The sequence below is a fragment of the Pseudomonas salomonii genome (assembly GCF_900107155.1).
GTDB classification, from domain to species: domain Bacteria; phylum Pseudomonadota; class Gammaproteobacteria; order Pseudomonadales; family Pseudomonadaceae; genus Aquipseudomonas; species Aquipseudomonas salomonii.
In genome coordinates this window covers 200,884-220,864 of the sequence record NZ_FNOX01000006.1, presented here as the reverse complement: position 1 = coordinate 220,864, position 19,981 = coordinate 200,884, and the positions used below count along the sequence as shown (strand labels likewise).

The 19,981-nt window shown below is 62.5% G+C and carries 18 protein-coding genes; 7 read left to right on the top strand and 11 right to left on the bottom strand.

All coding sequences use genetic code 11. The annotated features are described in order from the left end of the window. Positions 1-17 precede the first annotated feature (17 nt). A complete protein-coding gene (locus BLV67_RS15490) occupies positions 18-743 on the bottom strand; it encodes an ArsR/SmtB family transcription factor (protein ID WP_069788248.1) in 726 nt (241 codons plus the stop codon). Between the two features lie 128 nt (positions 744-871). Between BLV67_RS15490 and BLV67_RS15485 the strand changes: the two genes are divergently transcribed. From BLV67_RS15485 to BLV67_RS15475, 3 genes are all read left to right on the top strand, one after another. After that, complete coding sequence (locus BLV67_RS15485; RefSeq protein ID WP_069788249.1) at positions 872-1,942, top strand: MFS transporter; 1,071 nt, start codon at positions 872-874, stop codon at positions 1,940-1,942. Between the two features lie 78 nt (positions 1,943-2,020). Then, the gene (locus tag BLV67_RS15480) at positions 2,021-3,637 is read left to right on the top strand and encodes an NADP-dependent glyceraldehyde-3-phosphate dehydrogenase (RefSeq protein ID WP_056858524.1); all 1,617 of its coding nucleotides are present in this window, start codon (positions 2,021-2,023) and stop codon (positions 3,635-3,637) included. A 151-nt stretch (positions 3,638-3,788) separates the two neighbouring features. Then, the gene (locus tag BLV67_RS15475) at positions 3,789-4,847 is read left to right on the top strand and encodes an FUSC family protein (RefSeq protein WP_069788250.1); all 1,059 of its coding nucleotides are present in this window, start codon (positions 3,789-3,791) and stop codon (positions 4,845-4,847) included. A gap of 258 nt (positions 4,848-5,105) precedes the next feature. Here BLV67_RS15475 and BLV67_RS15470 read toward each other — a convergent pair whose 3' ends face one another. After that, on the bottom strand, positions 5,106-5,858 hold the full coding sequence (locus BLV67_RS15470; RefSeq protein ID WP_065931032.1) for a TetR/AcrR family transcriptional regulator: 753 nt from the start codon (positions 5,856-5,858) through the stop codon (positions 5,106-5,108). 359 nt (positions 5,859-6,217) lie between these two features. Here BLV67_RS15470 and BLV67_RS15465 point away from each other — a divergent pair, with 359 nt between their 5' ends. The 4 genes from BLV67_RS15465 to BLV67_RS15450 are packed head-to-tail and all read left to right on the top strand — an operon-like array spanning position 6,218 to position 10,832. Beyond that, a complete protein-coding gene (locus BLV67_RS15465; protein WP_065931033.1) occupies positions 6,218-6,925 on the top strand; it encodes an ABC transporter ATP-binding protein in 708 nt (235 codons plus the stop codon). Then, positions 6,922-8,121, top strand: a complete 1,200-nt coding sequence (locus BLV67_RS15460; RefSeq protein WP_069788251.1) for an ABC transporter permease — start codon at positions 6,922-6,924, stop codon at positions 8,119-8,121. The genes BLV67_RS15465 and BLV67_RS15460 overlap by 4 nt, the downstream gene beginning before the upstream one ends. Next, positions 8,114-9,595, top strand: coding sequence for a TolC family protein (locus BLV67_RS15455; protein WP_069788252.1), 1,482 nt, complete (start codon positions 8,114-8,116; stop codon positions 9,593-9,595). The genes BLV67_RS15460 and BLV67_RS15455 overlap by 8 nt, the downstream gene beginning before the upstream one ends. Then, entirely contained in the window at positions 9,585-10,832 is a 1,248-nt protein-coding gene (locus BLV67_RS15450) for an efflux RND transporter periplasmic adaptor subunit (RefSeq protein ID WP_069788253.1), read from the top strand. The genes BLV67_RS15455 and BLV67_RS15450 overlap by 11 nt, the downstream gene beginning before the upstream one ends. A 103-nt stretch (positions 10,833-10,935) precedes the next feature. On the opposite strand, the gene BLV67_RS15445 is transcribed toward BLV67_RS15450, so the two are convergent. From BLV67_RS15445 to BLV67_RS15405, 9 genes are all read right to left on the bottom strand, one after another. Further along, on the bottom strand, positions 10,936-12,330 hold the full coding sequence (locus BLV67_RS15445) for an FAD/NAD(P)-binding protein (RefSeq protein WP_069788254.1): 1,395 nt from the start codon (positions 12,328-12,330) through the stop codon (positions 10,936-10,938). An 11-nt stretch (positions 12,331-12,341) separates the two neighbouring features. Continuing rightward, positions 12,342-13,109, bottom strand: a complete 768-nt coding sequence (locus BLV67_RS15440; protein ID WP_069788255.1) for an ABC transporter ATP-binding protein — start codon at positions 13,107-13,109, stop codon at positions 12,342-12,344. Between the two features lie 3 nt (positions 13,110-13,112). After that, the gene (locus BLV67_RS15435) at positions 13,113-14,453 is read right to left on the bottom strand and encodes an ABC transporter substrate-binding protein (RefSeq protein ID WP_069788256.1); all 1,341 of its coding nucleotides are present in this window, start codon (positions 14,451-14,453) and stop codon (positions 13,113-13,115) included. Positions 14,454-14,475: 22 nt separating this feature from the next. Then, positions 14,476-15,525, bottom strand: coding sequence for a branched-chain amino acid ABC transporter permease (locus BLV67_RS15430; protein WP_069788257.1), 1,050 nt, complete (start codon positions 15,523-15,525; stop codon positions 14,476-14,478). Between the two features lie 4 nt (positions 15,526-15,529). After that, positions 15,530-16,411 (bottom strand): branched-chain amino acid ABC transporter permease, encoded by an 882-nt coding sequence (locus tag BLV67_RS15425; RefSeq protein ID WP_069788258.1) that lies wholly within the window; start codon positions 16,409-16,411, stop codon positions 15,530-15,532. Beyond that, complete coding sequence (locus tag BLV67_RS15420; protein WP_065931042.1) at positions 16,411-17,181, bottom strand: ABC transporter ATP-binding protein; 771 nt, start codon at positions 17,179-17,181, stop codon at positions 16,411-16,413. The genes BLV67_RS15425 and BLV67_RS15420 overlap by 1 nt, the downstream gene beginning before the upstream one ends. Beyond that, a complete protein-coding gene (locus BLV67_RS15415) occupies positions 17,178-18,089 on the bottom strand; it encodes an AMP-binding protein (RefSeq protein ID WP_069788259.1) in 912 nt (303 codons plus the stop codon). The genes BLV67_RS15420 and BLV67_RS15415 overlap by 4 nt, the downstream gene beginning before the upstream one ends. Before the next feature lie 183 nt (positions 18,090-18,272). Beyond that, a complete protein-coding gene (locus BLV67_RS15410; RefSeq protein ID WP_065931044.1) occupies positions 18,273-19,652 on the bottom strand; it encodes an LLM class flavin-dependent oxidoreductase in 1,380 nt (459 codons plus the stop codon). Next, positions 19,652-19,978: an acyl-CoA dehydrogenase gene (locus BLV67_RS15405; protein ID WP_069788260.1), complete on the bottom strand. Its 327-nt coding sequence runs from the start codon at positions 19,976-19,978 to the stop codon at positions 19,652-19,654. Before BLV67_RS15405 ends, BLV67_RS15410 begins: the two co-directional genes overlap by 1 nt. Between the last annotated feature and the right edge of the window lie 3 nt (positions 19,979-19,981).

Sequence of the window (19,981 nt, the reverse complement as noted above, 5' to 3'; positions counted from 1 at the left end):
CTGAAAAGCCGCGCAGTCTACCCCAACAAGCCTTGCACACGCGGGCTTGTGCTCAAGTTTTCCAGATCACGCGGTTCCAGGCCCAATTGCGCCTTGAACTGCGCCCAGCCTTTGGGCGTGATCCGCACCGCACGCGAATCCTTGGCGCGGCGCAACCAACCGGCATCGCACCAGGCACTGAGCAATTGCACGCCGAGCGGGCCGGCCACGTGATGGGTGCGCTCGGTCCAGTCCAGGCATTGGCGCGCAGGCTTCAAGACGCTTGAGTCGATGCCCAGGGTCTGCAACCAGGCTGCGCCTGCGGGCAACACTTCATAGTGTTTATCGCCGACGGCGCGCAGGTAATGGCGCTTTTCCAGCGCCTGGGTCACCGCGACGCCCAACTGCCCGGCCAGGTGGTTGTAGCAGCAGCGCGCAAACCGTAGCCCCTGGGCCTCGCGGCTTTGGGGTTTGAGCACGATCGCCGACAACGGCGCAATCGCACTGAGAAACTCGATTGCCTGAGCCACATGCTCCCCGGCCAGGCGGTAATAGCGATGCCGGCCCTGGGTTTGGCAGGCGAGCAAACCACCGGCGACCAATTTGGCCAGGTGGGTGCTGGCGGTCTGCGCGGTGATGCCGGCAGCAAAGGCCAGTTCACCCGCAGGTAACGCGCGCCCGTCGAACAATGCCAACAGCATCGCGGCGCGGGCGGGCTCGGCGAGCAGTGCGGCAACCTCGGTAAAGGTGGATGGGTTCGACATGGCGGCTCTCCAACGGGACCTGCGCAGTATAAGCGTGACGCAGGCGAGCATGCTTCGATCAACGTCGAAGCATCTGCCCCGTGCCGCGCGCTAGATTCGCCGCCTGTGTCTTTTCAAGGAAGGTGTGCATGCCACAACGAAAGGTGCTGGCCGCGACCAGCCTCAGCTATGTATTGGTGATCCTCGATACGTCCATCGTCAATGTGGCGCTGGACCCCATCGCGATGGCTCTGCACAGCAACACCGGCGCACTGCAATGGGTGGTCGGCGCCTACACTTTGACCTTTGGTTGCCTGCTGCTGGCCGGCGGTGCGATGGCGGATCACTTTGGGGCGCGCAGGCTGTATATGACCGGCTTGCTGGTGTTTACCCTGGCCTCGCTGCTGTGTGGCGTGGCCAGCGACATGCACCTGCTGGTGGCCGCGCGGGGGCTGCAAGGTGTCGGCGCAGCGTTGCTGGTGCCGGCGTCCCTGGCGCTGATCAATCAGGCGTATGCAGGCAACCCCGCAGGCCGCGCGACGGCCATCAGCCTGTGGGCCGGGTGCGGCGGCATTGCCATGGCGGCCGGGCCGTTGGTGGGCGGCGTGCTGATCCAGACGCTGGGCTGGCGCAGTATCTTCCTGGTCAACCTGCCGTTGGGGTTGATCGCTGTCGGCCTCAGCGCGCGCCTTGCCGCCAGTGCCAGACAGCCCCGCGCCGCAGGCTGGCTGCGCCTCAGCGTGCAGCTGTTTGGCAGCCGCGTGTTCAGCCTGTGTGTGGCCGTGTCACTGCTGTCGGCGCTGCTGCTGTATGGGCTGATGTTTGTACTCAGCCTGTATTTCCAGCGGACCCTGGGCCTCTCACCGCTGCACACCGGGGTGGCGTTCCTGCCGTTGACGGTGCTGGTGAGCATCGGCAGCCTGATGGCCGGCGAGTGCGTGCGCGCCTTTGGCAGCCGCAGGCTGATCGGTGGCGCCCTGATGCTCTACGTGACCGGTTTTGGCCTGTTGTTGATGGGCGGCACAACGCCCGACTACGCCTTGATGGTGGTGCCCCTACCGCTGATTGGCCTTGCCGCCGGGCTGATCACCCCTGCCGCCACGGCCGCGTTGATGAATGCGGTGCCGCCGGGACAGGCCGGAATCGCCGCCGGCATCCTCAATACGGCGCGACAGATCGGCGCAGCCTTGGGCGTGGCACTGGCCGGCGCGCTGCTGTAACGCGTCTGGCGCTTGCCACACAGCCCTTGGATGGGTGACTCTCTAGTCATGTTTTGCAACTATTCCAGGGGTAGCGACATGACCACCAGTAACCTGCTCGCCCAGCTGTTTCCCACCGCCGCCAGTGACATTCCCGAGCAATTCCGCCTGGCCGCGCCCATCGAACAGCGTGATTACCTGGTCGACGGCCAATTGCAGGTGTGGAACGGCCCGCTCGCCAAGGTGCAGAGCCCGGTGCAACTGGGCGATGAGCGCGTGCACATCGGCAGCACGCCGCTGCTTGACGCCGACACCGCCCTCACCGCCCTGGACGCCGCCGTGCGCGCCTACGACCGCGGCCAGGGTGAATGGCCGACGATGCGCGTGGCTGAACGTATCCAGCATGTCGAAGCTTTTTTGCGGCGCATGCGCGAACAACGGGACGCGGTGGTCAAGCTGCTGATGTGGGAAATCGGCAAGAATCTCAAGGACTCGCAGAAGGAATTCGACCGCACCTGCGACTACATCACCGACACCATCAACGCCCTCAAGGAACTCGACCGCCGCTCCAGCCGCTTCGAGCTGGAACAGGACACCCTCGGCCAGATCCGCCGCGTGCCACTGGGCGTGGCGCTGTGCATGGGGCCTTACAACTACCCGCTCAACGAGACCTTCACCACGCTGATCCCGGCACTGATCATGGGCAACACCGTGGTGTTCAAGCCGGCCAAGCTCGGCGTGCTGCTGATTCGCCCGTTGCTGGAAGCGTTCCGTGACAGCTTCCCGGCCGGCGTGATCAACGTGATCTACGGCAGCGGCCGCGAAACCGTCAGCGCGCTGATGGCCAGCGGCAAAATCGACATTTTTGCGTTTATCGGCACCAACAAGGCCGCCAGCGACCTGAAAAAACTGCACCCCAAGCCGCACCGCCTGCGCGCAGCCCTGGGCCTGGACGCAAAAAACCCCGGTATCGTGCTGCCCGAGGTCGACCTGGACAATGCCGTGAGCGAAGCGGTCACAGGCTCCTTGTCGTTCAACGGCCAACGCTGCACCGCGCTGAAAATCCTGTTTGTGCACGAAGATGTGGTCGACAGCTTCATTCAGAAATTCAACAGCAAACTGGCCACGCTCAAACCCGGCATGCCGTGGGAAGACGGTGTATCGCTGACGCCACTGCCGGAAGTCGGCAAGGTCGATTACCTCAATACACTGGTGGCCGATGCCGAGCAGCACGGCGCCAACGTGGTGAACCCCAATGGCGGCGAAAGTCGCGGTTCGTTCTTCTACCCCGCGGTTTTGTACCCGGTGAACCCGCAGATGCGCGTTTACAACGAGGAACAGTTCGGCCCCGTTGTGCCGATCGTGCCGTACCGTGACCTGGAAACCGTGATCGAGTACGTGCTGGACTCGGACTTCGGCCAGCAGCTAAGCATTTTCGGCACCAATGCGGTGGAAGTCGGTCGGCTGGTGGATACGTTTGCCAACCAGGTCGGGCGTATCAACATCAACGCCCAGTGCCAACGCGGGCCGGACACCTTCCCGTTCAACGGGCGCAAGAACTCGGCCGAGGGCACGCTGTCGGTGCATGACGCCCTGCGCGTGTTCTCGATCCGCACCTTGGTGGCGACCAAGTTCCAGGAGAGCAACAAGGCGTTGGTCAGCGATATCTTGCGCAACCGTGATTCGAGTTTCCTGACCACGGATTACATTTTCTAACGTTAACTCGGTTCAAAATGTGGGAGCGGGCTTGCTCGCGAATGCGGTGGGTCAGCTATAGATGTGTCGACTGACTAGGCGCATTCGCGAGCAAGCCCGCTCCCACAATTAGATCGAGTCCACACTGCATAATGAGGCCACTTTAATACCGATGAACCTGCCCTTCTTCGCCCGGCGCCTGTTGCGCCCGTTGCTCGACCCGTACCGCCGTTACCGCCATGCCAAGCTGATCCACGCCGTGCGCGTGTCCATTGGCCTGCTGGCGACCATCCTGCTCACCACCGGCATCAACTTGCCCCACGGCGAGTGGGCGTCGGTGACCATGCTGATCGTGATCGGTGGCCTGCAGCACCACGGCAATATCGGCAAAAAGGCCGTGGAGCGTGCCTACGGCACCCTGATCGGTGCCAGCGTAGGCCTGCTGCTGGTGGTGCAACAGGCTTATTTCGGCATACCGCTGCTGACCTACTTGCTGATGTCCGTGGTGTGCGGGTTCTTTTCCTATCACGCCATCGGCAAGGGCGGTTACATCGCGCTGCTGTCGGCGATCACGGTGTTTATTGTTGCCGGCCACGGCGACAACCCGATCTCCGATGGCTTGTGGCGCACCGTCGATATCCTTATCGGCATTGTGCTGGCGCTGGCGTTTTCCTTCGCCCTGCCGCTGTACGCGGTGTATTCCTGGCGCTACAACCTGGCCAGCGCGTTGCGCGATTGTGCGGCGATTTACAGCCGCATCATCAGCGGCCAGTCGGTCACGGACGATGAACACCTCAAGCTGCTCAACCGCCTGAACGCGGCAATGCTGCAACTGCGCTCGCTGATGCCGTCTGTGTCCAAGGAAGTGCGCATTTCCATGACCGAACTGGACGCGATCCAACGGCATTTGCGCATGTGCATCAGCACCCTGGAGATTCTCGGCAATACCCGGCCGGATCCGCGTGATGAACAGGCGATGGCGCGGATGCAAGTGATGCTTAAGGCCGAGCATCGGCAGATTCGGGTGCAGCTGGTGGGGATGGCGCGGGCGTTGAAGTCCGGGTTTACCGAACGGCTGGAGCGGCCTGCCCAGGTGGCGGATGACGCTGCGCTTGAAGCGCCGGTGCAAAGTGCGTTGGATGGGTATCGGTTGTTGACGTTGCAGTTGGCGGGGAATGTGGAGGCGATGCGGGGGCGGTTAGCGAAGACGGCGAGTCATTGGAAGATTTGAACTGGGTCAGAGCCGCGCAGGAACAGCGCGACGGATAAGTAAACAAGGCGCTTGAGACAGTGGCGACAAACGGCAGGCATGCAGGGAAAATCCGACAAATACCGAAGTTTTGGTAAAACTGCGGCCATCCGCCTTTTTCTCACATTTTTTTCACGATTTATTCACATCCGCAGACGTAGGGTGAAGCCTCATCCGTTACAAACGTTGCACATCAAAACCCGCCGCCCCAGCGGGTTTTTTTTGTCTTGGATTTGGGTTTTAACGCGCGGCTTTGCTGGATGGCGTTGCGGCTTGTTCGCGAATGGCGCGCTGGGTGTCGAGCACCTTGGCCAACGCGGTTTCGGCTTCGGGACTTTGTTGCGGTACACGAATCGCCGCTGAGACCAGGGTGATCAGCTTGGCCATCACCTCGGCATCGGTGGCCGGGCGGCCCAGACTCATGGAGTTCATCAGCAGGCGCAGCTCGGTGCCGGCCATGACCCCGGAAATCGCCTTGAGGGCGAATTGCAGGCGCACGCCCAGCTCATTGCGTGGCAGATCCGGCAGGGCCAGGGCGAAGGCTTCGAAGAAGCGCTGGAACACCGGCTGGTAATGCACCTTGAGGTATTCCTGGATAAACGGCGAGGTGTCGCTGTACACCCGGCCCAGGAAGCGAATAAATGAACGCCCTTCCCCGCTGGCCGGGTCACTGCGCTCCAGGCCCATAGCCGGGGCGAACAGCACGCCGAGCAAGGTATCGCAATCGAGCGGGCCGTCGGATTCGGCTTCACAGCGCGCGAGCAGCTCCAGGCGCTGCTCATTGAGCGGCTCCAGGCGTTGCATCAAGAGGGTTTTCATCAGGGAATCCTTGTCCCCGAAGTGGTAGTTCACGGCGGCCAGGTTTACCTGGGCGCGCTCGGTAATCTGCCGGAGCAACACGGCGTCATAGCCATATTTGATGAAGAGAGCCTCTGTCGCATCCAGCAGTCGAGTCTTGGTAACGTTTGGAGCGCTGAGTTTCTTCGCGACCATGAAAGGTTCCACGTGGGAAATATTGTTTTAAAAAATAATTTGATTTTTTATACCGGGGCGGCCCGTCGAAAGCAAGTACTGACACTGCGCCATACTACCAAAAGCCCGTGTAACCGGGCCTGTAGAGGCTAGCCGAACACCTTTTTTCCCAGCGCAACCGCGCAACTGCAAAATCGTTGCAAAGGGTAAAACCGCTCTACATCCATGGCTGGCGAAGCGCGCTGAACGCGGTTACTATTCAAACAATATTTTAAAAACAAGAAATAAAACCAGTCCGTGGCGCGTATCAGGCAGTTCCCGAACTTGTTACAAGGCTTTGCCGGGGGCGTGGCGATAGCGTCGAGACTGCAGGCGTAGTCATGATGACAGAGACCCCCGCGCACCCAGGCTTGATCTCCCTGCAAGGCATCGGCAAAAGCTATCAGCTTGCCGGGCAACACCTGTCGATTCTCAATGACGTGTGCCTGTCCATTGCCCGCGGCGACAGCTGCGGCATTCTCGGCGCCTCCGGCTCCGGCAAAAGTACCCTGCTCAATATCCTTGGCTTGCTGGACTTGCCCGACGGCGGCCAGTACCACTTTGCCGGCCACGATATCTTCAGCGCCACGCCGGATGAGCTGGCGGCGATCCGCAACCAGCAGATCGGCTTTGTGTTCCAGAGTTTCAACCTGCTGCCACGCCTCAGTGCCCTGGACAACGTCGCCCTGCCCCTCAGTTACCGTGGCGTGTCGCGCCATGAGTCGGTGGAACAGGCGCTGCGCATGCTCGAACAAGTCGGCCTGGCCGAGCGCGCCCACCACCGCCCCGCCGACCTGTCCGGTGGCCAGCGCCAACGCGTGGCGATTGCCCGTGCGCTGGTCGGCAAGCCGTCGGTGATCCTCGCCGACGAACCCACCGGCAACCTCGACAGCACCACCGCCCAGGAGATCATGGACCTGCTGCTGGCCCTGAACCGCGAGCAGCAGGTGACGCTGATTATCGTCACCCACGATGCACACATCGCCGAGCGCCTGGAGCGCAAGATCCTGGTGCGCAATGGCGTGGTGCATGAGGCTGGGCGCCTATGAGCCAGCGGGTCGAACAGAGCCTGAGCCAACTGCTGCATGAAGCCTTTGTGAGCCTGCGCACCCTGGGCAAACGCTCGATCCTGGCGTTGCTGGGCATCGTGATCGGCAGCTCGTCGGTGGTGGCCCTGATCAATATCGGCCATAACGCGGCAGTGGACGCGGCGATGATTTTCAAGGACATGGGCACCGACACCCTGATCGCCCAGTTCCCGCCCAAAGGCAACAGCAATACGCCGATGCGCGCCAGCCTCGACCTGGACGCGGTGCGCCAGGCGGTGCCGGGCATTGCCCATATCGGTGCGCTCAGCCTGTTCAGCGGGCCGCTGGTGTTCCACGGTCGCACGGCCAACGCCAACTTTGTCGGCAGCACCGCGGATATCAGGGACGCCATGCGCCTGGTCCTGCGGGAGGGGCGTTTTCTATCCGCCTTCGACGCCAACGAAACCTACGGCGTGATCGGCGATCAAGTCGCCCAGGCCTTGGGCACGCCAGGCGACCCGCTGAAGCTGGGCGACCGCGTGCGTATCAACGATTACCTGTTTCTGGTGGTGGGCATATTGCACAACCAACCCCGGGCGATGCTGATGCCGGTGCAGGCCAACGAATCGCTGTTTATCCCCGCCGACGGCATGCGGCGCATCTACCCGACGCCGCAGATCGGCAATGTGATCATCCGCGCCGCGCCCGGCCAGGACATGGAGCGCATCGCCGGTGAAGCCGCGATTGCCTTGAAACGCCAGCTCACCGACCACGATGTCGACATTCAGGTGCCCCAGCAAATGATCGATGGCATGACCCGGCAAAGCCGCACGTTCGCCTACTTGCTGCTGGCGCTGGGCGCGATTTCCCTGGTCGGCGGCGGTGTCGGCGTGATGAACGTGATGCTGATGAATGTCTCGGAGCGCCGCCGCGAAATCGGCATCCGCATGGCCCTGGGCGCGCGCCAGCGTGACATTCGCAATCTGTTTTTGCTCGAAGCGGTCACGCTGACGGCAGTGGGTGCGCTGTGCGGTGCGGTGCTGGGCATGACCGCCGCGTGGCTCTACGCCTGGCTGTCGGGCTGGGAATTTGCCCTGGCCGCCGCCGCCCTGCCACTGGGGGTGGGCAGCACCCTGCTGGTGGGCTTGTTCTTTGGCATCTACCCGGCGATCTCGGCCTCGCGGCTGCAGCCGGTGGAGGCCCTGCGCGATGAATAAATGGCTGTGGTTACTCGCCCTGGCAAGCCTGCCGGCCATGGCCACCGACGTGGTGATCAACCCGTCGGCGCCGAGCACCACCCGCAGTGGGTATGACCGCAGTGTGTCGCTCAATAACCAGGTCACGACCATGACCCTGGGGGATGCGGTGTACCTGGGCCTGCGCAAAAACCCGGCGATCCGCAGCGCGTACCTGCAACGCGTGGCGCAAAAGTTCGACCTGCGGGTGGCCGAAGACACCTTCAACCCCAAGCTCTCCCTCAACAGTTATTACCGTCAAAGTCGCGGCTCGGCCGACAACGCGCGCAATGCCAACCTGGCGCCGCGAGCGACCTTGCTCAGTGAATACGGCACCCAGTTGAGCATGGCCTGGACCCAGCAGTTGAACAACGCCGACCGCGCCGGCCGCTACCGCAGCGACGGCCTCGACCTGGCGCTGATCCAACCGCTGATGCGTGGCGGCGGCTGGGACGCCACCACCGCGCCGCTGCGTCTGTCGCGCCTGTCGGAGCAGGCCAACCGCCTGAACCTCAAAGCCACCGTGGCGCAGACCATCAGCCAGATCATCGCCACCTACCGTGAGCTGCTGCGCGCCCAGGAGCAGTTGAGCATTGTCCAGGACGCGCTCAAGCGCTCCAACACCTTGCTGGACGTGAACAAGGCGCTGATCAGTGCCGGGCGCATGGCCGAGTTCGAAATTGTGCAGACTGAAGCCGATATCGCCACCCAGCAACTGGGCGTGGAAGAGGCCCAGAACCAACTCGACACCAGCCGCCTGGCCCTGCTGCGTCTGCTGGCGCTGGACCTGTCGACGCCGATCCGCGCCAGCGAAGCCCTGGACGCCAAACCGATGAACATCGACAAACGCCAGGCCTTCAACCTGGCGCAGACCCAGCAGCCGGAGTACCTCGCGGCCCTGCTCGGCAGCCAACAGGCCGACCTCAACCTGGTGATCGCCAAAGACTCCGGGCGCTGGCAGGTGGACCTGGTGGCGGGCGCCAACCAGTTACGCGATGCCTACAGCAATAATGACAGCGGCAACAACAATAACCGCACGTGGAACAGCTACGCCGGGGTGCAGGTGCAGATTCCCATCGGCGACATCAGCACCCGCCAGGCCGAGGTGCGCGCGCGGGTGAATGTCGAAGATCAGGAGATCCGCATCACCGACGCGCGCCAGGAACTGGAACGCAGTGTCAACGACGTGGTGCGCGACCTGGGCACGCGTTGGCGCCAATATGAAATCTCTCAGCGTGCCGTCGAGCTGTCGCGGCGCAAGATCGAAATCGAGCGGGAAAAACTCAGCGCCGGGCGCTCCACCAACTTCCAGGTGCTGAGTTACGAGACCGACCTGCGCAATGCCGAAAACGCGCGGCTCAATGCACTGATCGCTTATCTGAACGCCCAGACCCAGCTCGATTTGACCCTGGGCATGACGCTGGAAAGTTGGGAAATTGCCCTCAATGACTACTAATAAAAAATACCTGCTGGGTGCCCTGATCATCGTGCTGTTGGCGGGCGCAGGCATTGCCCTGCGCAGCCCGGCCACCCGCCAGCCCGCCGCGACCGAGCAATGGCTGGCGGTCAAGCCCGACCCGTTGGTGCACCAGATCGGCCTGGTGGGCAAGATCGAACCCGACACCACCATCACCCTCACCGCGCCGTTCGACGGTAATGTGCTCGCCAACCTGGTCGAGCAAGGCCAACGCGTCGAAGCCGGCCAGGTGCTGTTGCGCATGGATCCGGCGACTCTCGAAGTGCAACTGCGCGATGCCCTCTCCGCCCAGCTCAAGGCGCGGCGCACCGTGCAAGAGATGCAAGACTGGGACAGCAGCCCCGCCGTCAGCCGCGCCCGCCGTAGCCTGCGCACTGCGGAAATGACCGCCGGCAACACCCAGCGCAAACTCACCGAGAGCGAAAACCTGTTCAAGCGCGGCATCATCCCGCGCAACGAGCTGGACGATCTCAAGCAGCAGACCCAACAGCAGCAACTGGACCTCGCCGCGGCCCGTAGCGAACTGCAGCAGGCGCAGGATCAGGGCAAAGGCGAATACCGCCAGATCGCCGAGATGGAATTGACCAACGCCACGGTGAAATACGACGCCTTGCATAAGCTGCTGGAAGGCAAGGAGGTCAAGGCGCCCTTCTCCGGCATCGTCGTCCCGGCGCCGGGCAGCAATAACGCCTCACCTGGCGGCGCCAATAACAACGTACCGGTGCAGGCCGGCAGCAAGGTCAGCCAGGGGCAGGTGCTGTTCGGGCTGGCCAATATCGAACGGCTGAAAATTGTCGCGAAGGTGTCGGAGCTGGACATCAACCAGTTGCATCAGGGCCAGGCCGTGGAAGTGATGGGTGATGGCTTTGACGGCGAGCGCCTGACCGGCTCCGTCAGCGTGGTCAGCGGCCTGGCGATTGCCAGCGACAGCCAGGGCAGCGCGCAGTTTCCGGTCACCTTGTCGATCCCCAAACTGACCGCACAGCAATTGCAGCGGGTGCGGCTGGGGATGAGTGCGCGGTTGACGATAGTGACCTACAACAATGCGCAGGCGATTGTGGTACCAAGCCAGGCGATCCAGACGGACATGACCGTGGAATATCGAGCCGCGATGGATAAGCCGGTGGAGCGGGTTAACGTCACCACAGGACAGTCAACCGCCGAAGGTGTTGAGGTATTCGGCCTCAAGCCAGGCTTTGTAAAAACCTCAAAATAGAGGGAGATCCAACGGTGGGAGCTGGCTTGCCTGCGATAGCGGACTGTCAGTTAAAACGGTTGTGCCTGCCCCACCGCCATCGCAGGCAAGCCAGCTCCCACATTCAGAGTGAGGTGAGTTTGGCGGCCAGGGCCTTGGCCTGGAGCGCCACATCGGTGACGGCCGTGCTCTCCCACCACATCCCGCGCAACGGCGGGCCCATGGCAAACAGTCGTTGGCTGACCTGCCCCTGAGCATCCAACACAGCCCCCGACACATCCGCCGCAATCCCCAACGCCAGCGGCCCAGGCTTGATCAACCCACGCGTGAGCAATTGCTGCGGCAACGGCTTGGCCACTCGCCGCCAGTCGTACTCAATACCGCTGGAGTTGATCAGCGCCGCACCGGACACCTGAGTGACGGCTTGTTCGCCACGCCGCCGCAGCTTGATCGTCACGCCGCTGTCCGACGCCACCAGCCCCTTGAACGACGCCGCCTGAATCCTCAGCCGTCCCTCTTCATGCAGCCGCGCCACCAACTGCGCACTCAACGGCGGCGAACGGTGGTGATGGCTCTCCCACCACGGCCTTACATGGCGCACGAACTGGCGTTTCTCGCGCTCACTGGCCTGGCTCCACAAGCGGCCGATATGCGCGCGCACCGTGTCCAGCGGCGCCTGCCAATCAATGCCCTGCTCGATCGCGCTGCGGCATTGACGACGCACCTCACGCAGCAATTGCCGAGGGCTGCGCAGGCGGTGATCATCGGCCAGGAAATCCACCCACACCGGCGGTTGCCGCCGCACATGGGGCAACAGGCCGTGACGTGAAAAAATCTCGATTGGACCGCGATGGCCGGCCTGTTCCAGAGACACCACGGCGTCCACCATGGTCAGCCCGGAACCGATGATCAGCACCGTCGACTGCGGCTCGATCTGGCGCATGGCCTTGACGTCCCACGGGTCCACTGCTGCTGCATTCAAACCGCTGGACTCGGTCTGCGGCGTGCGCGCCGCCGGGAACATGCCGGTGGCCAATACCGCGTAAGCACCGCGCACTTGTTGACCGTTATCCAGCGTCAACAACGTTGCGGCGGCATCCACTTGCAGGTCGACCACCTCGGCACGAATATGCTCGACCGTCGAAGCCGACAGCGCCTTGGCCTCTGCCAACCGCTGCTGCGCATACACACCAAAAATCCCGCGTGGCGGGAACAATTCGCTGATGGGTACAGGCTGCTGATCCGATTCCGGCCACCCCCCGGCGCCGATGTAGTCGGTGAGCCATTGGGTCAAGTCATCGGGGTTGTCCGGGTCGACACTCATGCGCGCCGCATTGCCGTTCAGGGTGTGCCCCAGTTCGACGGCACTGTAGGCCTCGCCACGGCCAAGCTCCTTGCGTGGTTCAATCACCAGGATCTGCCGCTTGCCAGGCCGGCGCAGCAGTTGCACCGCCAGCATCGTGCCGCTCAAGCCGCCGCCGATGATCAGCACATCAGCGTTGCGGATGGATTCAGTCATGCACATTGCCCTTACTGTTTACCCAGATAAATATCATGCAAATCGCCGCGCGCCAGCAGTTCAGCCGCACTGCCGCTCAAGACCACGCGCCCAGTATCCAGCACATAACCATGGGAGGCATAGGTGAGCGCGACATTGATGTTCTGCTCGGCGATCAGGAAGCTCACCTGCTGCTCGCGGTTAAGCTGGGCGATGATCGCGAAAATCTCTTGCACGATCATTGGCGCCAGGCCCATGGAGGGCTCGTCAAGCAACACCAATGTGGGCCGGGTCATCAAGGCGCGGCCAATGGCAACCATTTGCTGCTCGCCGCCCGAGGTCAGCCCGGCGCGGGTGTGGCGCTTGGTCTTGAGGCGTGGGAACCAGGCGTAGATACGCTCCAGGTCGTGCTCCATGTCTTTGCGGCTCAGGCGCCGCACAAAGCCGCCGCTGCGCAGGTTGTCTTCCACGCTCAGTTGGCCGAACACATGGCGGCCTTCCAGCACATGGACCATGCCCTGGCGCACCCGTTGGCTGGGATCGATACCGGCCAGGTCGCGGCCGGCATACTCGATCGCGCCGCGGCTGACCTCGGCGCGTTCGGCGCGTACCAGCCCCGAAATGGCCTTGAGCGTGGTGCTTTTGCCGGCACCGTTGGCACCCAGCAACGCCACGATGGCGCCCTTGGGCACGTGGAGCGAGACGCCGGCCACCGCCAGTATGGCGCCGTCGTAGATCACTTCGATGTCATTGACGTTTAACAGTGACAAGCTGGCAGGTTCAGCGGCGGGCTGGCTCATGGCTTATTCATCCCCGGTGCAGGTACGCGGCGTCAGGCCTTTTTCCTTGGCGAATGCGGCGGACTTTTCATCGATCAGCGGGCGCAGCAGCGCACGGTCGGCGGCGATCCAGTCGCTGATCAGCGTCCAGTTGGCGCCGTCCCACTGCTGCACACGCGCCGAGCCGCCGCCTTCATGGTCGCGGCACGACAGCTTGAGGTTCTGCATCAGGCCCAGATAACCCATGTCTTTAAGACGCGCATCATCGATATTCAAGTGCTCCAGGCCCCAACGGCCTTCCTCGCCATTGAGCGGGCGCTTGCCGAACTTGGCCTGGGCAGTGCGAATCGCTTCCACCGCCACGGCAGCGTTTACCAGGCCCGAGTTGTAGTAGACGCTGCCAAAGTTTTTCAGGTCCTTGAGGTTGCTGTGGCCTTTGTCGAGGATGTACTGTTTAAGGCGTTTGTGGATTTCGAAATCGGCGCCTGCCGGGTAAGGCGTGAGCGCCAGGTAACCTTTGGCGGCGGCGCCTGCGGGCAGTACGTCTTCGCTGGAACTGGCCCAGATATCGCCGATGATATGGTCAACCGGGAAGCCAAAGCGCGCAGCGGTCTTCACCGCCACCGGCGTGGACACACCCCAGGTACGCAAAAACACCCAGTCCGGGTTGGCCTGACGCACCTGGCGCCATTGCGCCGACTGCTCGTTGCCCGGGTCGGCCACCGGAATCTGGATATTTTCAAAGCCGTATTTCTCGGCCAATAACTTCAACGGGCCGAGGGTTTCGCGGCCGTAAGCCGAATCGTGATAGACCGTGGCGATCTTCTTGCCCTTGAGCTTGTCGAAGCCGCCTTCGCGCTGGGCAATGTAATTCACCAGCGTGGACGCTTCGCTGTAGAAGGTCAGCATCACCGGAAAGTTATAGGGGAACACCGTGCCGTCGGTGGCTTCGGTGCGGCCGTAACCGAGGGTGATCAACGGAATCTTGTCGACTTCCGCGCGCTCGCTCAACGCATAGGCCGCCGGTGCGCCGTTAGGCTGGTAGACCGCGACCGGCGCGCCATCCAGGCCATTCTTGAAGCGCTCGTAGCACTCGATGCCCTTCTCTGCCGTCCATTCGGTTTCGCATTCCTGCCATACCAGTTTGACGCCGTTGATGCCGCCTTCGACTTCGTTGATGTAACGCAGGTAGTCGATCATCCCGGCCCACACCTGCACGCCGCTGGAGGCATAGGCGCCGACGCGGTAGGTGGCCAGCGGGATAAATTGCTGGTCGGGCGCGGCGATCGCCTGGGGCATAGCACCGGACAAGGCTGCCAGCGCGAAGGCGGCGCCGAGCAGGGAACGTTTCAAGGTTGCACGCATGTTGGATTCTCTTGAGGGAATGTTAGAAGCGCAGCGGCCATTGCCGCCGACGGTCACGCAGGTTGTGCAACAGGCGAATCAAGCCTTCGGGTTCCTTGATCAGGAACACGATGATCAACACGCCAAAAATGATTTTCTGCAGGTTCTGCAACTGCCCCGCATCCACCGAGCCACCGAACAGCGCCTGCCCGGCGTGGCTGAGAAAAATCGGCAGCAAACTGATAAATGCCGCACCGACAAAGTTGCCGGCAATGCTGCCCATGCCGCCGATAATGATGATGAACAGGATCTGGAACGAGCGGTTGATATCGAAGCTGCTGGCGCTGGCCGTGCCCAGGTAGGCAAAGGCCCACAACGCGCCGGCGATGCCTAAGTAGAACGAGCTGACCGCGAAGGCCAGGCGCTTGTAGCGCACCACCGGGATGCCGACCACGGCGGCGGCGGTGTCCATGTCGCGGATCGCCATCCAGTTACGGCCGACCTGGCTGCGCACCAGATTGATGGCGGTCCAGGTCAACAGCAGCACCGTGACCAACGTCAGCCAGTAACGGCCCAGCGGTGTATTGAGGTCATGGCCGAACAGCGCAAGCTTCGGCGCGGAAATGGTCCCGGAGGAGCCGTAGTTGTAGAACCAGGGGAATTTGACGAACAGCCACTCCAGAAAGAACTGCGCCGCCAGGGTGGTGACCATCAAGTAGAAGCCTTTGATCCGCGAGCTGGGCAAACCAAATAACAGCCCAACCAGCGCACTGATAACCCCACCGCCGAGCAGCGCCACCGGCAGGCCCAGCTCGGGCAGACGCAACAGAAAACCGTAGGTGGCAAACGCGCCAACGGCCATAAAACCCGCGGCGCCCACGGAGGTCTGGCCGGTATAGCCGGTGAGCAAATTCAGGCCCAGACCGGCCAGCGACAGCACCAGAAACGGGATCAGGATCGCGTTGAGCCAATAGTCATTGCCCCACAGCGGCACGCCGATAAAGGCCACTGCCAATAAGCCGATCAGGCCCCAGGGCAAGCGCCGCTGAGTCAGTAATAACGGCGCGGTTTCTTGAACAACGGGTATCGACATGGTTTCAGACTCGCTCGATGGCGCGCTCGCCGAACAGGCCGGCGGGACGGATATACAGGAAGGCCAGGGCCAATACATAAGCGAACCACGGCGTGATACCGCCGCCGATCAGCGGGCCGATATACACCTCGGCAAGGTTCTCCGCCGCGCCGACAATCAGCCCGCCGACAATCGCCCCGCCAATCGAGGTAAAGCCGCCGATGATCAACACCGGCAAGGCCTTGAGCACCACCAGCGAAAGGGAAAACTGCACGCCCTGGCGCGCGCCCCACAGCAACCCGGCCACCAGCCCGACAATGCCGGCCACGGCCCAGACGATCTGCCAGATGCGGTTGAGGTTGATACCGATGGACAGCGCCGCCGTGGTGTCATCCGCCACCGCGCGCAACGACACGCCGATGCGGGTCTTGTTGAACAGCAGCGCCAGCACGGTTACCAGCACCACCGCCGCCGCCGCGGCGATCAGGTCGAACTGGCTGAGCATCAGCGGCCCGACAAACAGCGGCACGTCGTCGATGCCCAAGTCCAGCGCACGCACCTGCGAGCCCATCAGCCCTTGGGCCAGGCCTTCGATGATGAACGACAGGCCCAAGGTGGCCATGAACAGGGTGATCTGCGAGCGGTTCACCAGCGGGCGCAGTACCAGCCGTTCGATGAGCAAGGCGCCGATGATCATCACGATTACCGTCAGCAGCAACGCCAGGGCAAAGGGCACGCCCTGGTCATGCAGGCTGACGAAGGTCAGCGCGGCAAACAGCAGCATCGAGCCCTGGGCGAAATTGAACACACCGCTGGCTTTGTAGATCAGCACGAAGCCGATGGCGACCAGCGAGTACATGGTGCCGGCGAGCAGGCCGCCGAGCAGGGTTTCAAGGAAGAACGTCATCAGTGTGCGACTCCCAGGTACGCCGCGATCACCTCGGGGTCGGCCTGCACCTGCGCAGGTGTGCCGTCGCCGACTTTGCGCCCGTAGTCGAGTACCACCACGTGGTGGGAGAGGCCCATCACCACGCCGATGTCGTGTTCGATCAACACCACGGTGGTGCCGAGGTCACGGTTGACGTCGGCGACGAAGCGCGCCATTTCCTGTTTTTCCTCGGCGTTCATGCCGGCCATGGGTTCGTCCAGCAGCAACAGGCTGGGCCCGGCAATCAGCGCGCGGCCCAGCTCTACGCGTTTTTGCAAGCCGTAGGAGAGGTTGCCCACCAGCACATCGCGGTGCGCTTGCAGTTCGAGAAACTCGAGGATGCCTTGGCCGCGCAGGCGAAAGGCTTCGGCCTCCCGGCAGGCGCGCGGCAAGCCCAGGGCCTGCTCGATAAAGCGGGTGCGCGTATGCCGTGACAGGCCGGTGAGGATGTTGTCGAGCACGCTCATTTTCTTGAACAGTGCGTTGTTCTGAAAAGTCCGCCCGATACCTCGACGCGCCGCGCCCAAAGGGTCGATGCGGTGGAAGTGTTGTTGCTCAAACACAATCTCACCGGCATCGAAGCGGTACACACCATTGAGCACATTGAGCAGCGAACTTTTGCCCGCGCCGTTGGGGCCGATCAGCGCGCAGATTTCGCCGCGCTGTACCTCAAAGGACAAGGCATTGATGGCCTTGACGCCTTTGAATGACAGCGAGATATCGCGCACCTGAAGAATGGTCTGGCTCATGCGATGTCCCGTTTGAATTCAGCCAGCCAGACTGGATCGCTGCTGGTTTTTTGCGTGCTGGCTGGCTGCCAGATATAGGTCAGCCGTTGGAAGCCCAGCAGCTTGCGTACACGATTTTTCAGCAGGCGCCGCAGGCCGCTTTGTGGGTGAGCGATGGCCCAGTCACACAAGCGTCGGCGCCAGGTGCCGTGGGGCGCCAGGCGGGTTTCGATATCGTCGGCCAGGTGCTGTAAACGCTCGGGCGAAAGCAACAGGCCGGTGGGCGCGACCTCATTGCGATCGCGACGGGCCGAGGCCAGGTTTTCCGGAAATGCCAGGCCGTGGCCGCTGTTCAACCATTGCTCCAGCACCACCGCCAGGCCGCCTCGCCAGTGGGTGCCCTCCTCGCTCCACAACACGGTTTCACCGCTCGGTTGCCACCAGCGCTGCAGGTGCTGCGCCGGGTCCACCGGGCCGCGCAACTGGGTGAAATCCAACGGGTTGGCGGACTGCCAATGCCGCACTTGCTGACAGCCCTGGGCGTACGAATGGCTGGGGTGAATGCGCCATAGCTGTTGGTGCAGGGCTTCTGGCTCCAGGTCATCGGCCAGGGTCAACACCTGCCCGCCGACAGACTGCGCGGCCAGCGCCAACAGCAGCAGGTCAGGCTCGAAGGTGCCGCTCAAGGCCAAGCGTGACCGCGCGCTGAAACCCTGCTGACGCAAACCGTCGGCCAGGCGCTCGACGTCGCGCAACACGTCGATCCAGCGCCAGGCATACCACTGCCCCTGGCGCTTGTGACGCAGGGCAATGTGCAGTGGCGTGATCTGCGCCCAGTGCTGCAATTGTTCCTGGGCTTTGGGCAGGTTGCCGAGCAGTTCGGCGGGCCATTCCAGCGCCTGCGAACGCTTGATTTCGTGCACGCTCATAGGGGTAATGCTCCTATTCAAGTAGTGTGCGTGCGGTGGTCCGCTGGCCGGGTTATGTGGATCAATACCCATCAACTGTGGGAGCTGGCTTGCCTGCGATGGCGGCGTGTCAGTTGACTCATTCCCAGCTGACCCACCGCTTTCGCAGGCAAGCCAGCTCCCACATTGACCGAGGTGTTTCAGTTAAAGAGTGGAGGCTTTGAGGTCGCGGTAGCCGGCACCCGGGTGGTTTGGCGCCAGCCGCGCACCGTCGCCGAACAGCTTTTCGCGCAAGGTGCCCTGGGCGTACTCGGTCTTGTAGACGCCGCGCTTTTGCAGCTCCGGCACGAGCAGGTCCACGGCGTCGATAAAGGTCTCGTGGGTCAGCGCGTAAGCCAGGTTGAAGCCGTCCACGTCGGTCTCTTCGACCCACTCCTGCAACAGGTCGGCCACGGTTTGCGGGCCGCCGACAAACAACGGGCCAAAGCCGCCGATGCCGACCCAGTCGGCCAGTTCATTCGGCGTCCAGACCTTGTTCGGGTCCGCCGTGGAGAAGGCTTCCACCGCTGATTGAATCGCGTTGGTGTGTACATGTTTGAGCGGCTCATCGGGCTTGAACTGGCTGAAGTCGATGCCGGTCCAGCCGGAGATCAGCGCCATTGCGCCCTCGTAGCTGACGTAGGACTTGTATTCGTCAAACTTGGCTTTGGCCTTGGCATCGGTCTCGCCGACGATCACCGTCTGCAGGTTGAAGATCAGGATTTTCTTCGGATCACGCCCGGCCTCGGCGGCGCGACGGCGGATGTCGGCCACGGTTTTTTTCAGCAGCACCTTGGACGGTGCGGCCACGAACACGCACTCGGCCTGTTCGGCGGCGAACTGCTTGCCACGGCTGGAGGCGCCAGCCTGGTACAGCACTGGCGTGCGCTGTGGCGATGGCTCGCACAGGTGAATGCCGGGCACCTGGAAGTGCTTGCCGACGTGGCGAATCTCGTGGATTTTGCTCGGGTCGCTGAAAATGCGCCGCTCGCGATCACGCAGCACGGCGCCCTCTTCCCAACTGCCTTCCCACAGTTTGTAGCAAACCTCCAGGTATTCCTCGGCGTAGTCATAGCGCGCATCGTGTTCGGTCTGGGCTTTCTGGCCGAGGTTCTTGGCGCCGCTCTCCAGGTAAGAAGTGACGATGTTCCAGCCGACCCGGCCCTTGGTCAGGTGGTCGAGGGTCGAAAGCCTGCGGGCAAACGGATACGGATGCTCAAACGACAACGAAGCGGTCAGGCCAAAACCCAGGTGTTCAGTGACCAGCGCCATCGGCGCGATCAGCGACAGCGGGTCGTTGACCGGCACTTGTGCAGCCTGGCGAATCGCGGCGTCGCCATTGCCGTTGTACACGTCATAGATGCCCAGCACGTCGGCGATAAACAGCCCGTCAAATTTGCCACGCTCAAGAATTTTCGCCAGGTCCGTCCAGTATTCCAGGTCTTTGTACTGCCACGAACGGTCGCGCGGGTGCGCCCACAGGCCCGGAGATTGGTGGCCGACACAGTTCATGTCGAAGGCATTCAAGCGGATTTCACGGGACATCAAAGCACTCCGTTGAGGTGGTAGTTGCCGACGATCTGGTATTTGTGGCGCAGTGGGTCTTCGAGGCTCGACGCCAGTGCAGTGCGTTGGCCGGTGAGTTCAAATTCGGCATTGCTGGCGGCAATCAGGGCTTCGGCGGCGGCGATTTGCGCTTCGGTCAACGCCACCGGGCTTGGGTGGGTTTCGGCGCGCTCAAACAAGGCCGCAGCCACGTCGACGCGGATCTGCAAGTCGCCAAAGCGGCTGATCACGTAAGGGTCATCGCTGGTTTGCACAAAACGCCGGGTGCTTTCCAGCAGTTGGCGCGCTTGATTCAGGGCGGTCATGGG